Below are 13947 nucleotides of genomic sequence, written 5' to 3' on the forward strand. Positions count from 1 at the left end.
TATTCATTCATGAATCTGATCATTCCTCTTTTTTAATTGCTCTTGATCAACTTTATAAATAAACGCAAATACTTCTGCTACAACTTCATATAAGTTCTCAGGTATACGCTCATTCACTTCAAGTTGAGAAAGGATTTCTACTAAAGAAGAGTCTTCTTGAATAGGGATATTATTTTCTTTAGCTCGTTGGATAATTTCGTCTGCAACGTATCCTTTTCCTTTTGCTTTTACAGTCGGCGAATGATCTTTTGTCACATCATACCCTAAAGCAACCGCTCGCTTTCGTTGATGTTCTTCTTTCTCAAGTCGATCATTATCATTCATATTCGAACATCCACTCCTTTGTAGCCATACTCATCCTTTTGATATCCCTTACCTAATTGTTGAAGAGGTCCATCTTCGTTTTTGGTTGCTGGCTGCTTCCACTTTATCGCCGATAATTGGTAATCAAGCGTAGCTAATTTTTCTTTTAACAAAGGGTACCAGATGGCTTGAACAGAAGAAGGCTTTTCGTTTTCATTATAAATCGTAAGAGTCGTAATACGATTCTGGATTTGCACATCGACGACAGTCTCATCTATCGCTTCTAACGTTAAATAAAACAAAATACGACAGTGTGATTCATCTATAGATCCGTTTTTTGTTTGTCTCCCTTCCCATTGAATTGTCATATCTTCGTATTTACTTGTCATTTTCAACGGGACTTGAAACAGTGTATGTTGCATCGGACCATGCTGTTCAGAAGAGATCAACTGATAACCGGTAAGTCGTTGCAAAAGAAATTCCGCTTGATCTCTTGCTCCTTGCGGAATATTTTGTGGTTGCTGTAAAAATTGTAATAGAGAAGCTTTTAAATTTTGCGTACGGATAGATTCTTGAGCTGCGGACGCTCCTTTAAGGTCACTTTCATGTTGAAGACCTAGCTGTTGTAAAAACATTTTTAATGGGGATTCGCCTTTTTGACTGTTCATCAATGAAAATGAATCCACTCTTGATTCACTCACCATCGTCCAAAGAGCTCTTGAGGCATCTGTTGGTTGATTCGTTAACCATTGATCCAGTTGCCCCGTAACATAGTTTGTTGAAGCTTGTGGATTCATTAAAGATAATAGCTGTTGTGTCGATTGAGGTTGATCTAAACGAACCGTATTTATTAAATATGAGAATAACGCCCTAGATGGAATTTCTTGTAAATTAAAACCTTGGTTCCTTTGAAGTTGCGGCCATAATTGACGAACGGCTTCTTGATTTTCCGGTCGTAAAATAGCTGCTTTAAACTCATTAAAAAACTGTGTTTCACTCATACTCTGTGGCATAACCCCTAATTGTCTAGCCATTTGAACTGCTTGCTGTTGCAGCGATCCATCAGATGAATTCATTTGTTGTAAAAGACCTTGAAGCGTTCCACCTTGTCTCAGTGGATCCGATTGGGCCATCATTTGTGAAAGCACCTGTTGAAGTTGTTGATTTGCTCCGGAGGAATATTGAGCAGTATTTAATTGTGACTGTAACTGTTGCATTGTCTCAGAAAAGCTTCGATTCGATTGGATTGCTGCAAGGGCTTGGAACGTGTCTTTTGTAAGTGGCATACCTCTTTGAATCATATTTGAAATCAAATCAAGTGACGTTTGCCTTGGCAAGGAGGACTGTTGCAAAACCCTTGCACCATCTTCTATGTTATCTCTAGTAAAAGGTTGATTCAGTTGATTTAGCTGTTGTAAAAGTCTTTCTTGCGCACTTCCTTGACTAACGCCCATTCTTTGTAAGATTGATTGTGCATTTGCCGCTTGGTTTGAAGACGATTGCGAAGGTGGGAGGTTTTCGATTACCTTTAATTTAGGAATACCTTCGCCTGCCATTACTCGAAACCAATAACGTTCTCCTTTTTCTAATTGTGCCTCTAATCTCGCTGATAAACTCATATTGCCTAACTTAAGCTGAGCCAATTGGCCAGGATAGAGGTTTGTTATCGTCCCTTGAAATACTTGGCCAGGCCTTAAGTTGATCGTTTTTGAATGAACAGGGTCCAAACCACGAACTAAGTTATTTAGCATTCTTGTTTCAAACATGTTTCGTTCCCCTTCCACCAATATGTGCAAAAACGTTTATAAATGAGCCCTCACCGGCGCAAAACTTCTTCGATGTTCATCTAACACTCCATACTCTTTCATTGCACGTAAGTGAATTTCCGTACCGTAGCCCATATGCTTATCAAAATGATACATTGGGTATTCATTATGTAATCTCTCCATGTATCGATCTCTCGTTACCTTTGCAATAACAGAACTCGCTGCTATCGAAATCGACTTTGCGTCCCCTTTAATTAAACTTTGCTGCGGAATATTCATTGGTAATTCCATCGCATCCACTAATAAGAAATCAGGAGTGACGTCTGATAATTGTTCAATCGCTCTGATCATGGCTTTTTTAGAAGCTTGTAAAATATTAATCTCGTCAATCTCTTTTGCAGAAGCTTCACCAATTCCAACTGCAACCGCACCATCGATGATTTTGTCATAAAAGAGATCGCGATTTTTTGCAGATAGTTTCTTTGAATCTGTTAAACCAAGAAGCTTAAAGTCTTCTGGTAAAATGACACATGCTGCAACGACTGGACCAGCTAACGGGCCTCTTCCTACTTCATCTAATCCAGCAATTTTCATAAAACCTCTCTGGCGATTCTCTCTTTCATAGTGCATCATTCGTATAAATTGATGTTCCAACTGATCTTGTTTCTTTTGTTGGTTATGCCAACTTTTAATCAATTGCTGGACTCCTTTTCTCTCATCTACTAGAAGGTCTTTCATCATTGGATCCTCATCTGAAGATATATTAGTCAGCAATTGTTTGATTTCTTTCATCGTTTTTTTCTTCATATTCCATTCCTCTCTATTAATATCGGAGATAGATCTCCCCATTTCCACAAAAATAAATAAATTGCGATTTTTCTTTCAGAAAAATATAAACATTCACGAAAAAGAAAAGATACGCACCCCTGCGTATCTTTTATCTTTCATCTGGACGTTCTAAGCTAATTTTCCCTAATTTCCCTTGACGGAAATCTCGAAACACAATTTCTGCTACTCTGTCGTAATCGACGATTCCACCCGAGACTAAACATCCTCGACGAGTTCCGATCGCGTCAAATAAGTCTGCCACGTCTTCTGGTAATTCCGTTAAGTTATAACGATGCTTAAGCATCGTTGGATATGCTTCTCTTAAATAATTCAGTAAAAATACGACTGTCTCTTGAAAGTCAAAAATTTCTTCTTTAATGGCTCCTGTAAGGGCTAGTCGAAAACCTACGTCTTGATCCTCAAACTTTGGCCATAAAATTCCTGGGGTATCCAATAATTCTATTTCTTTACCGACTTTTATCCACTGCTGCGCTTTCGTCACACCAGGTCGGTCACCAATCTTTGTAATCCTTTTATTGGCAATACGATTAATAACCGTTGATTTCCCCACATTTGGGATACCTAAAATGAGCGCTCTCAGTGCTCTTGGTCTGATTCCTTTTTTTTCAAACTTATCTAATAGCGGTTGACAGAGTTCTTTCACTTTAAGAGGAATATCGTTCATTCCTTTTCCTTTTTGAGCATCAATGACAAGACTTGCCCAACCTCTTTTTTCAAAATATTGTGCCCACTTTTCTGTAGCTCCAGGGTCTGCTAAATCTGATTTATTTAATAAAACTAACCTTGGTTTTTGCGATGCTAATTCATCTACCATTGGATTTCTTGATGAAAGTGGAATTCTTGCATCAACGATCTCAATAACTACATCGATGAGTTTAATTTTTTCTAACACTTGCCGTTTGGCTTTCGCCATGTGGCCGGGATACCACTGTATTGTCATGCTTATCACTTCCTCCTAATCTACAAGTCGCACATCCTGAACAGGCCAGAAGACGAAGTTTGCTTTGCCTACCACTTCATCATAAGGGATGACACCTATATGTCGGCTATCTTTACTATGTTGACGATTATCGCCTAAAACAAATACATGTCCTTCAGGGATCGTCTCGTAGCCCGTCACTTCAGATAAATCAAAATTACCTGTGAAAGGTTTATTGTCTGTTTCTGCTTTGAAATCGTCTAAATATGGCTCTTCATAAGCCTCTCCATTGATATATAACATATCATCCTCATAGTGAATCGAGTCTCCTGGGAGTCCAATCACTCGTTTAATGTAATCTTTATTTTGAGGGGCATGAAATACAATGATATCAAACCGGTCAGGCTCTGAAATATTATAGCCAATTTTATTTACAATCATTCTGTCATTATGTCCAAGAGTTGGCATCATCGATTGGCCATCTACAACAATAGGAGCAAAGAAAAAATAACGAATAACAATTGCTAAAACGAGAGCTACTACAACTGCTTTTACCCATTCCCATGATTCTGATTTCGCCATTTGTCATCCATCCTTTAAAGATATATATGAAAAGAATTTAGTTTATCTAGTCAATCGAACTTTATTTTACCACACATTATTGATCAAATGTTCTATCACTACTACAATTATCAATGCTGGTCATCAGATCTTTTATGTACGTACGAAAAAAGGAGCTTGAAACCAAGCTCCTTTTAAATCACTTTAATTATGAACGTAAATTATCTCCAAGCCTTTTCTTTAATACGAGCCGCTTTACCGCGAAGTGCACGTAAGTAATAAAGTTTGGCACGACGTACTTTACCAAATCTAACTACTTCAAGCTTATCGATACGTGGAGAATGTACTGGGAATGTACGTTCAACACCAACGCCGTAAGAAATCTTACGAACAGTGAAAGTTTCGCTGATTCCAGTTCCTCGGCGTTTAATGACAACACCTTCAAAAAGCTGAATACGCTCACGAGTACCTTCAACTACTTTTGCGTGTACACGAAGTGTATCCCCTGGACGGAATTCTGGAAGATCAGTTTTCAATTGCTCTTTTGTAATATCACGAATGATTTGTTCCATTATCTGTTCGCCTCCTTCCCTACAGGTCTTCTTGTCTCAAAAAATGGACAGCGGAACACCTTGATCTGGCCAAAGCCACAAAAGATATCATATCATATATACCTTAGGTTCTCAACCATTTTCTTCATTCGATTTCATCTTTTGAAGATAGTCTTTATCATTTTTAGACAATTCTTGTTTTTCAAGCATATCTGGACGTCTATCATACGTTCGTTTGAGCGCTTGTTCATGTCGCCATTCATCAATACGTTTATGGTGACCAGACAAAAGAATATCAGGCACTTTTAATCCCCTAAATTCAGCAGGACGAGTATAATGAGGGTATTCTAAAAGGCCCGTACTATGAGAGTCTGTAATCGAAGACTGTGCATTACCAAGAGCACCTGGGAGAAGTCTCGTTACACTATCAGCTATGACCATGGCGCCGATTTCACCACCAGTTAAAACATAGTCACCAATTGAAATTTCATCGGTAATAACATGCTCTCTAATTCTCTCATCATAGCCTTCGTAATGACCACAAATTAAAATAAGATGATCTTCTTGCGATAGTTCTTCTGCTTTTTTCTGAGAGTAAGGCTCCCCTTGAGGACATAGAAGAATTACCCGTGTTTTTTTACAATCATCATTCATATTATTTTTAACCGAATCAACGGCGTCAAAAATCGGTTGTGGGGTCAAGACCATTCCTCCCCCCCCACCATAAGGATAATCATCTACCCGTTGATGACGGTCCTCAGAAAACTCTCTAAAGTTTATAACTTGATAGTCCACTACCTTTTTCTCTTGAGCTTGTTTTAATATAGATTGAGAAAATACGCCATGAAACATTTCAGGGAATAATGTTAAGATGGAAATTTTCATTAATCTAACAGTCCCTCCATCGGAGTGATAACAACTTTCCCTTCATTGGTATCAACATGCTTAACAACAGAATCAATGTAAGGAATCAATATATCTTTTCCTTTATTAGCTGGTTCAACAACCCAAACATCATTGGCTCCAGGCGAAAGTATTTCTTTCACCTTCCCAATCTGTTCACCGTCATCGGTATAAACAGTTAGGCCAATAATTTCGTGATAATAGAATTCACCCTCTAAAAGGTCATCATTTAGTTTTGCCGAATCAACTTTAAGCACACTGCCTTTGAATTTCTCAACCTCTGTTAAATTTTCGAAACCATCAAAAGTGATTAAATCAAATTGTTTATGTCTGCGCCAAGAAGAAACCTTTACTGGGGTAATGTTCTTTTTATCATCCATGATCATTAATTCATTTCCGGTTGCATATCTTTCATCTGGGAAATCCGTGCTAGATATCACACGAACTTCTCCTCGAATGCCATGAGTGTTGACAATCTTACCTACATTCAACCACTCAGTCATCCTCCATGCCTCCTTGGCGAAGTTCGTAAACTAATCCATCTTTAATGACGATTTCTGTTCCTTTCATAATTTCTTCCCAATTGTCGCCTTCTTCTACTTGTTCAATCATTTGAATTGTACCTTCACGAAGTTCAGCACCTAAATCCAATTCATCTAATTGACCAAGTTTTAACTCTAATTGTCGAAGACGATCTTTTCGCTTTGCTACTTCTTTATTAAAACTTTCTTTCAACGAAGTTTGATAGCTTGTACTTTTATTTTCTTTCATTTTTTTATGTAATACAAATTCTAATTGCTTTAATTCTTTTGTGATTTGATATTGGCGTGAAAGAAATTGCTCTTTCAACTTTGTGCGGCTCTCTTCAGTTAATATTTGCTTAACAACTACTTTTTTAATAATTTCCATAGAAGCACCTCCAAGAATATACTATAGATAGTTTATCATAAATTTATGTTTACATACGGAAAAAGGGAGAGGATCTCCCTCACCCTTTTAACCGATTTCTAGCTGAATACGTTTGTTTTGATTGGCACCTGCTGCGTTAACTACGGAACGAATAGCTTTAGCAATTCGCCCTTGTTTCCCAATCACTTTCCCCATGTCATCCGCGTGTACTTCCAGCTTCAGTGTGAGTGAACGACCGTTTTCCACTTCAGTTACTCGGACATCATCGGGGTGATCTACAAGCGCTTTTGCAATCGATTCAACGAGTTCTTTCATGTCACTCACCTACTTGGATTATTTCCACACGAAGGACTATTTAGCGTTCTTCGCGTTGTGAAGTTTTTCCATTAAGCCAACGTTTGAGAACAAATTACGAACTGTATCGGACGGTTTCGCTCCATCTAACATCCACTTCAACGCTTGCTCTTCATTTACGCTGAATTCTACTGGATTTTTCAATGGGTTGTAAGTTCCTAGTTCTTCAATTAAACGACCATCACGTGGGGAACGGGAATCCGCTACAACCACACGATAGAACGGAGATTTCTTTGCTCCCATTCGCTTTAAACGAATTTTAACTGCCATGTGTTTCACCTCCATAAATCTTTCACACAATTAATTATATTATCATAAAAGGTACAAGGGATCAACCCTAGTAAAGTAAAAAAACTTTACACCTCTTAATTTTTCTTCAAAAGCTGTTACATCAGCTTTGTTTGGCGGATATTTTTACTAAAATGGAAAATTCATTCCACCTAAGCCGCCTTTTTTCTTCCCTTTTCCTTTTTGCATACCAGACATTTGCTTCATCATCTTCTTCATTTCATCAAACTGTTTAATTAATCGATTGACTTCTTGAATCGATGTTCCGCTTCCTTTTGCAATACGTTTCTTTCGACTTGCATTTAATAGTGAAGGTTCATCTCTCTCTGCTTTCGTCATTGATTTGACAATTGCTTCGATATGACCGATCTGTTTCTCATCCACTTGAACATTTTTTAGTCCTTTCATTTTGCCTGCACCAGGCATCATATCAAGGAGTTCATCTAAAGGTCCCATACTGCGAACCTGCTGAAGTTGTTCAAGGAAGTCATCGAAAGTTAAATCATTTGTTCTCATTTTTCGTTCAAGTTCTTTTGCTCGATCTTCATCTACATTCGTTTGGGCTTTCTCGATTAAAGAGAGAACATCTCCCATTCCCAAAATTCTTGATGCCATTCTTTCTGGGTGAAAGGCTTCTAGTGCATCGATTTTTTCTCCCATACCAGCAAATTTAATTGGCATACCAGTAACAGCTTTAACAGAAATTGCTGCACCACCGCGGGTGTCTCCGTCTAATTTTGTTAAAACAGCTCCTGTGATATCTAGTTGTTCATTAAAGCTTTCTGCCACGTTAACCGCATCTTGCCCTGTCATCGCATCAACAACTAGCAAAATTTCATCTGGAGAGGTTGCTTTTTTGATTTGTACCAGTTCATCCATCAACTCGTTATCCACATGTAAGCGGCCCGCTGTATCGATTATCACATAATCGTGATGCTCTTCTTTTGCTTTTTCTAATGCTTTCTTGGCAATTTCTACCGGGCTGATTTGATCTCCTAAGGAAAATACAGGCATATCAAGTTGTTTACCTAATGTTTCAAGCTGTTTAATTGCAGCAGGTCGATAAATATCGGCTGCCACTAACAGTGGGTTTCGGTTATGTTTTTTTCTTAAATGGTTGGCGAGTTTGCCACTTGTTGTTGTTTTACCAGCACCTTGAAGCCCGACCATCATAACAACCGTTGGTGGTTTTTGCGACACCGCTATTTTGCTTTGCTCGCCCCCCATCAATTTTGTCAATTCTTCATTAACAACTTTGATAACTTGTTGTCCTGGTGTCAAACTATCAAGCACTTCTTGTCCGACGGCTCGCTCTTTCACATCGGAAACGAATTTTTTTACAACTTTAAAGTTCACGTCTGCTTCTAAAAGGGCTAGACGAACTTCACGCATCATTTCTTTTACATCTTGTTCATTCACTTTTCCTTTTCCACGCATTTTTTTCAGCGTGCCTTGCAGTCGTTCTGCTAATCCTTCAAATGCCATTTCTTCTGCCCCCTATTCCAGTTTCTCGAGAGATTTAACAATCTGGATGAATCTATCGGGACTTTCATTCTCTTGAGCCATCGACTTCAATGTGGTTAATAATTTACGGCGTTCTTCATATCGAGTGAGTAACTGTAACTTTTGCTCATACTCCTCTAATAAGGCTTCTGTGCGTTTAATATTATCATAAACTGCTTGTCGACTTACATCGAAGTTCTCGGCTATTTCACCAAGTGACCAATCATCTAAATAGTACATACTCATATACTGATTTTGTTTAGTCGTTAATAACGATTGATAAAAGTCATACAAGTAATTCATGCGGATTGTCTTTTCAATCACGAAGCCCACCGCCTTGTTAAGGTATTTTCCTTTACGATTGCTAATGATACAAGAGCAACGAAAGTCTGTCAAGTTTTTATCTTGTCAATTATATTCTATCCAATAAGTTCACCATTCTTCAATCTTCTTCCGCTATCTCCTCTGCCTGTTCTAACACATCGGAAAATAATCCATGGACATATTGATCCGCTTGGAATTCTTGGAGGTCATCCATTCCCTCACCTAAGCCAACAAGCTTCACAGGGATATCTAACTCGTGACGAATGGCGAGGACAATTCCACCTTTGGCTGTTCCATCAAGCTTCGTTAATACAATACCTGAGACGTCCGTAGCTTTACCAAATGTTTTGGCTTGGCTCATTGCATTTTGCCCCGTTGTTGCATCCAACACGAGCAGAACCTCATGAGGGGCGTCTGGTACTTCTCGCGTTAAAACTCTTTTTACTTTCTCTAACTCATTCATTAAGTTTACTTTATTTTGCAAACGTCCAGCTGTATCACATAACAGGACATCCGCTTTTTTAGACTTTGCCGATTGAATTGCATCAAACATAACAGCTGCAGGATCTGATCCAGCTTGTTGTTTAATCACATCAACACCAACTCGTTCTCCCCACACTTCCAATTGTTCAATCGCACCAGCGCGGAATGTGTCTCCCGCAGCTAATAAAACGTGTTTTCCTTCTTGCTTAAATTTATGGGCTAATTTACCAATGGAAGTTGTTTTACCGACCCCATTTACTCCCACAAAAAGAATCACTGTTAAGTCATTTTCTTTCATGTTTAATTTCGTTTCTGCTTCAGATTTCTGTAATAGTTCTGCTAATTTTTCCGAAATGACCGGTTGAATCTGTTTCGCATCTTTAATATTTCTTGTTCTAGCTTCATCTTTCAACTCATCAATCAGTTCCATGACCGTATGAACACCGACATCCGCTGAAATAAGAATTTCTTCTAGTTCCTCAAAAAACTCTTCATCTACGGTGCGGTAATCTTTCACTAAATCATTCATCGCACCTACAAAAGAATCCCGTGTTTTCGACAAACCGTCTCGGAATTTATCAGTCACCGAATCTGTTTGATCCGTAATTTTTTCTTTCAATTTTTTAAAAAAACTCATGTTAACTCCTCCACGTCATTGATTTATGCTTTTACACCTATTAATTCTTTTGTCTCTTCTAATCTAACGGAAACTAAATTGGACACACCTGACTCTTGCATCGTCACACCATATAACACATCTGCTTCTTCCATCGTACCTTTTCGGTGAGTCACGACAATAAATTGTGTCTCTTGACTGAAATCTTTTAAATAATGGGCAAAACGAGCAACATTTGCTTCATCAAGTGCTGCTTCGACTTCGTCTAATACACAAAATGGAACAGGGCGAACCTTTAAGATAGAAAATAATAGGGCAATCGCTGTTAATGCTCGCTCTCCTCCAGATAAGAGAGATAAATTTTGTAAGTTTTTGCCTGGTGGCTGCGCAACAATTTCAACCCCTGTGTAAAGTAGGTCATCCGGGTTCGTTAATTCTAGAGACGCATTTCCACCACCAAATAACTCTTTGAAAACTTCATGGAAATGACTTTGAATGTCGTCAAATGTCTCTTTAAATCGTCGCGTCATTTCATCGTCCATTTCAGAAATGACTTGATGTAACGTTGCTTTTGCTTCTTCTAAATCTTCTTTTTGATCCGACAAGAAATCAAACCGTTCTTTCACTCTTTCATATTCTTCAATAGCACCTACATTGACGGTACCTAGTTCTTCGAGAGCCATTTTAATGAGTTTCACCTGATTTTTTGCATCATCTAAATCTATTTCAAGTTCATAAGTTCCTTTTGCCCCTTCAAAACTCACTTCATACTCTTCTTGTAATTTATGCAGACGAGTATCTAATTCAACATCAAGTCTGTTAACCATCACTTCTTTTTCATGGAGGGTTTGTGAAACAAATTTTAACTGTCTCTTTTGCTCTTTAAGCTCTTGTTCTCGGTCGTCATGATTTTGCTGAACGGTTAAACGCTCCGCTCGGCGTTTCGAGATTAAGTCAATTGTTCGTTCTTTTTCTACTCTTCTTTTTTCTATTTGTTCTTCTATTGCCGATGCATCGAGTGCCTGATCTGACAAGTCCTTTTCTAATTGCGTAAATTCAGCATCTTTTTCATTGATTCTTTCACTAATCGAATACATTTCTGCTGATAAGCGGTCATGTGTTTGTTGTGCATGAGAAAGCTGTTCCGCTTCTTGAGCAAAACGAATTTTCACTTCCGTCAGTTCATCAGTGATTTCCTGTCTTGCAGATTGATCTTCCTGCTTTTGACGAGATAGTTGCTCTATTTCGTCGTTGATCTTTATGACTACTGATTCGGAATGTTTGATTTTCTCGGTTAATTCACCGATCCTATTTTTCTTATTATCTAAATCTTGCTTATACTCATCATATTCCAAATCGTATACTTTCAAACGTTCATTTATATTTTCTTCTGATAACTGAATTTCTTGTAAACCTGACTTTTTATCTTGTTCTTCAGAACGTAACACTTCTCCTTCTTTCGTCAGTTGCCTGATATTTTCTTGAAGAGATGTTCGTTCTTCCTTTAAAGTTGAGACCTCTCGCTGCAAATCGTTCATTTGTTGATCTAATTGGTTATACTTCGCAATCACTCGATCTAGCTCTTGCTGGCGCCCGAGAATTTGACTTTGTTTTTGTTTGATACTTCCACCGGTCATGGCACCACCAGGATTCACGACATCCCCCTCAAGTGTTACCACACGAAAACGGTAATTTAATAATCGTGCAATTTCTTGGGCTGCTTCCATATCTTTCGCAATGACAACATTGCCGAGAACATGCCGAATAACGGGGGTATAAGCACTATCAAACTTTATTAACTCACTAGCGACACCTACGAAACCACTTAACGACTGAATCTTTTCCACATCGTATCCGGGGATGGAACGTGGTTTCACAACATTCATCGGAAGAAAGGTCGCCCTTCCAAGACGACGTTGTTTCAAAAATTGGATCGCTTTTCTTCCTGTCGATTCATCTTGAACAATGACATGTTGTTGCGCGGCACCTAAAGCAATTTCAATAGCTGTTTGAATTTCTTGTTGCACTTCAATCACTTCAGCAACAGCTCCATGAATTCCGATAAACCGTTGATCACGCTCCTTTAATATTTCTTTTACTCCTTGAAAAAATCCTGAGTAGTCTTGTTGCATTTCTTCTAAAACTTCTTTACGAGATTTTAACTGTTGCAAATGACGCATTGCTTCATAGAGCAGTTTTTCTTTTTTCTCATACTCTTTTTCTTTTTGCTCTTCATAAGCTTTTACTTTCTGGTATTCCCCGTACAAATCATTAATTGCTTCTTTCGCTTTCTCCCAAGCATGGCGAGCGCTGTCACGGTTTTGTTCTATTTCTTGTCTTCGTTCAACTAATTCGCGATTATCTTTTTCTAACCTTGATCTTTTTTCTTCATTTTTAGATACTTGCTCCTTTAAATAGTTCTGTTCGTTTGTTTGTGACGCTTTTTCATTAAGCCACTCTATGTAGTCCGCTTTAAGACGTTCTAGTCGTTCTTCTGAGCCTTCTTCAACTTTTGCTAACTGCCTTTCTAAACCTTGCTGTACTACTTTGGTTTGAGAACACTTCTTCTTTGTTTTTTCCAATTCGATCGACTGCTCTTCCAAAGTAGATTGAAGCTCTTGCTTTTTCTTTTTTAGCTGAAAAAGTTCTTCTCGAAACTGATCTTTGTTTTGAGAATAGTTTTTTCGTCGCTCTTTCCACACTTCTTTTTGTCCTTCTTGTTTTTCTAAGTCTTCACTTGTGGAAAGGAGAATATTTTGCAAGTCCTCAATCGATTCATCCATTGCTTGCATGTCTGCTCTAGCTCGCTGGATTTTCGCTTCTTGACTTTGAACTTCTGAGTGCAACTGACCTTCTTTATCTTGCAACTGTTCCGATTCTGTTTTTCCATCGGTCCAATCTTCATGTAACTGCTCAATTTCTTTTACTAAAACGCCTACTTCTACTTTTTTCAATTCATCCTTTTTTTCAAGGTATTCTGTCGCAATAGATGCTTGCTCTTTTAAAGGCTCTACTTGGCCTTCCAATTCATAGAGAATATCTTTGACTCGATTTAAATTATCTTGTGTGTCGTCTAATTTTCTTTCCGACTTTTGTTTTCGATGCTTATATTTTAATACCCCAGCGGCTTCTTCAAAAATCATCCGTCGGTCTTCAGACTTACTACTAAGAATTTCTTCTACTCTTCCTTGTCCTATAATAGAAAAAGCTTCTTTCCCTAATCCTGAATCCATAAATAAATCAACAATGTCTTTCAATCGACAAGGTTGTTTATTTATTAAATATTCACTATCACCAGATCTATACACTCGCCTTGTTACAGCAACTTCACTGTAATCAATCGCTAAATGCTGGTCTTCGTTATCTAACACAAGAGAAATTTCCGCCATGTTTAAGCGTGATCGACTGTCACTTCCTGAAAAGATGACATCCTCCATTTTTCCTCCTCGGAGATTTTTAGCAGACTGCTCACCTAACACCCAGCGAATCGCATCTGATATATTACTTTTTCCACTTCCGTTTGGTCCAACAACAGCAGTGACACCTGGAACAAAATCAATGGATAAGCGTTCTGCAAACGATTTAAATCCGACAAGTTCAAGACGCTTTAGGAACAAT

General features: G+C 38.3%; 15 protein-coding genes. All 15 read right to left on the minus strand.

Translation table 11 applies throughout. The annotated features are described in order from the left end of the window. Nucleotides 1-3 precede the first annotated feature (3 nt). The 15 genes from QDN89_RS05025 to smc all read right to left on the minus strand — a co-directional run bounded on the left by QDN89_RS05025 (nt 4) and on the right by smc (nt 13946). Nucleotides 4-324 carry an EscU/YscU/HrcU family type III secretion system export apparatus switch protein gene (locus QDN89_RS05025; RefSeq protein WP_280768999.1) on the minus strand — a complete coding sequence of 107 codons (321 nt, stop codon included), beginning with the start codon at nt 322-324 and terminating at the stop codon, nt 4-6. Further along, nucleotides 321-2069: a hypothetical protein gene (locus QDN89_RS05030; RefSeq protein ID WP_280769000.1), complete on the minus strand. Its 1749-nt coding sequence runs from the start codon at nt 2067-2069 to the stop codon at nt 321-323. Before QDN89_RS05030 ends, QDN89_RS05025 begins: the two co-directional genes overlap by 4 nt. A gap of 36 nt (nt 2070-2105) precedes the next feature. Beyond that, a complete protein-coding gene (locus QDN89_RS05035; RefSeq protein ID WP_280769001.1) occupies nt 2106-2876 on the minus strand; it encodes a ribonuclease HII in 771 nt (256 codons plus the stop codon). A gap of 130 nt (nt 2877-3006) precedes the next feature. Continuing rightward, entirely contained in the window at nt 3007-3858 is an 852-nt protein-coding gene (gene ylqF, locus QDN89_RS05040) for a ribosome biogenesis GTPase YlqF (protein ID WP_280769002.1), read from the minus strand. A 15-nt stretch (nt 3859-3873) separates the two neighbouring features. Then, on the minus strand, nt 3874-4419 hold the full coding sequence (lepB, locus tag QDN89_RS05045) for a signal peptidase I (protein ID WP_280769003.1): 546 nt from the start codon (nt 4417-4419) through the stop codon (nt 3874-3876). A gap of 200 nt (nt 4420-4619) precedes the next feature. Further along, on the minus strand, nt 4620-4970 hold the full coding sequence (rplS, locus tag QDN89_RS05050; RefSeq protein WP_280769004.1) for a 50S ribosomal protein L19: 351 nt from the start codon (nt 4968-4970) through the stop codon (nt 4620-4622). 111 nt (nt 4971-5081) lie between these two features. After that, nucleotides 5082-5834 carry a tRNA (guanosine(37)-N1)-methyltransferase TrmD gene (gene trmD, locus QDN89_RS05055; RefSeq protein ID WP_280769005.1) on the minus strand — a complete coding sequence of 251 codons (753 nt, stop codon included), beginning with the start codon at nt 5832-5834 and terminating at the stop codon, nt 5082-5084. Next, nucleotides 5834-6355, minus strand: a complete 522-nt coding sequence (rimM, locus tag QDN89_RS05060) for a ribosome maturation factor RimM (protein WP_280769006.1) — start codon at nt 6353-6355, stop codon at nt 5834-5836. The genes trmD and rimM overlap by 1 nt, the downstream gene beginning before the upstream one ends. Continuing rightward, nucleotides 6348-6761: a YlqD family protein gene (locus QDN89_RS05065; RefSeq protein ID WP_280769007.1), complete on the minus strand. Its 414-nt coding sequence runs from the start codon at nt 6759-6761 to the stop codon at nt 6348-6350. The genes rimM and QDN89_RS05065 overlap by 8 nt, the downstream gene beginning before the upstream one ends. Nucleotides 6762-6848: 87 nt before the next feature. Next, nucleotides 6849-7076 carry a KH domain-containing protein gene (locus tag QDN89_RS05070; RefSeq protein ID WP_280769008.1) on the minus strand — a complete coding sequence of 76 codons (228 nt, stop codon included), beginning with the start codon at nt 7074-7076 and terminating at the stop codon, nt 6849-6851. Between the two features lie 36 nt (nt 7077-7112). Then, nucleotides 7113-7385: a 30S ribosomal protein S16 gene (gene rpsP / locus QDN89_RS05075; protein WP_280769010.1), complete on the minus strand. Its 273-nt coding sequence runs from the start codon at nt 7383-7385 to the stop codon at nt 7113-7115. 147 nt (nt 7386-7532) lie between these two features. After that, nucleotides 7533-8888 carry a signal recognition particle protein gene (ffh, locus tag QDN89_RS05080; RefSeq protein ID WP_280769011.1) on the minus strand — a complete coding sequence of 452 codons (1356 nt, stop codon included), beginning with the start codon at nt 8886-8888 and terminating at the stop codon, nt 7533-7535. A gap of 12 nt (nt 8889-8900) precedes the next feature. Then, entirely contained in the window at nt 8901-9230 is a 330-nt protein-coding gene (locus QDN89_RS05085) for a putative DNA-binding protein (protein ID WP_280769012.1), read from the minus strand. A 118-nt stretch (nt 9231-9348) separates the two neighbouring features. Further along, on the minus strand, nt 9349-10350 hold the full coding sequence (ftsY, locus tag QDN89_RS05090; protein ID WP_280769013.1) for a signal recognition particle-docking protein FtsY: 1002 nt from the start codon (nt 10348-10350) through the stop codon (nt 9349-9351). A gap of 23 nt (nt 10351-10373) precedes the next feature. Continuing rightward, nucleotides 10374-13946, minus strand: coding sequence for a chromosome segregation protein SMC (gene smc / locus QDN89_RS05095; protein WP_280769014.1), 3573 nt, complete (start codon nt 13944-13946; stop codon nt 10374-10376). Nucleotide 13947: the final 1 nt, after the last annotated feature.

It is taken from the genome of Salipaludibacillus daqingensis, assembly GCF_029891575.1.
Lineage (GTDB): Bacteria > Bacillota > Bacilli > Bacillales > Salisediminibacteriaceae > Salipaludibacillus > Salipaludibacillus daqingensis.

What these genes read in the sequence shown, in the direction of transcription:
- QDN89_RS05025 (WP_280768999.1), bottom strand. Translation starts at nt 324, where the DNA reads ATGAATGATAATGATCGACTTGAGAAAGAAGAACATCAACGAAAGCGA.
- QDN89_RS05030 (WP_280769000.1), bottom strand. Translation starts at nt 2,069, where the DNA reads ATGTTTGAAACAAGAATGCTAAATAACTTAGTTCGTGGTTTGGACCCT.
- QDN89_RS05035 (WP_280769001.1), bottom strand. Translation starts at nt 2,876, where the DNA reads ATGAAGAAAAAAACGATGAAAGAAATCAAACAATTGCTGACTAATATA.
- ylqF (WP_280769002.1), bottom strand. Translation starts at nt 3,858, where the DNA reads ATGACAATACAGTGGTATCCCGGCCACATGGCGAAAGCCAAACGGCAA.
- lepB (WP_280769003.1), bottom strand. Translation starts at nt 4,419, where the DNA reads ATGGCGAAATCAGAATCATGGGAATGGGTAAAAGCAGTTGTAGTAGCT.
- rplS (WP_280769004.1), bottom strand. Translation starts at nt 4,970, where the DNA reads ATGGAACAAATCATTCGTGATATTACAAAAGAGCAATTGAAAACTGAT.
- trmD (WP_280769005.1), bottom strand. Translation starts at nt 5,834, where the DNA reads ATGAAAATTTCCATCTTAACATTATTCCCTGAAATGTTTCATGGCGTA.
- rimM (WP_280769006.1), bottom strand. Translation starts at nt 6,355, where the DNA reads ATGACTGAGTGGTTGAATGTAGGTAAGATTGTCAACACTCATGGCATT.
- QDN89_RS05065 (WP_280769007.1), bottom strand. Translation starts at nt 6,761, where the DNA reads ATGGAAATTATTAAAAAAGTAGTTGTTAAGCAAATATTAACTGAAGAG.
- QDN89_RS05070 (WP_280769008.1), bottom strand. Translation starts at nt 7,076, where the DNA reads ATGAAAGAACTCGTTGAATCGATTGCAAAAGCGCTTGTAGATCACCCC.
- rpsP (WP_280769010.1), bottom strand. Translation starts at nt 7,385, where the DNA reads ATGGCAGTTAAAATTCGTTTAAAGCGAATGGGAGCAAAGAAATCTCCG.
- ffh (WP_280769011.1), bottom strand. Translation starts at nt 8,888, where the DNA reads ATGGCATTTGAAGGATTAGCAGAACGACTGCAAGGCACGCTGAAAAAA.
- ftsY (WP_280769013.1), bottom strand. Translation starts at nt 10,350, where the DNA reads ATGAGTTTTTTTAAAAAATTGAAAGAAAAAATTACGGATCAAACAGAT.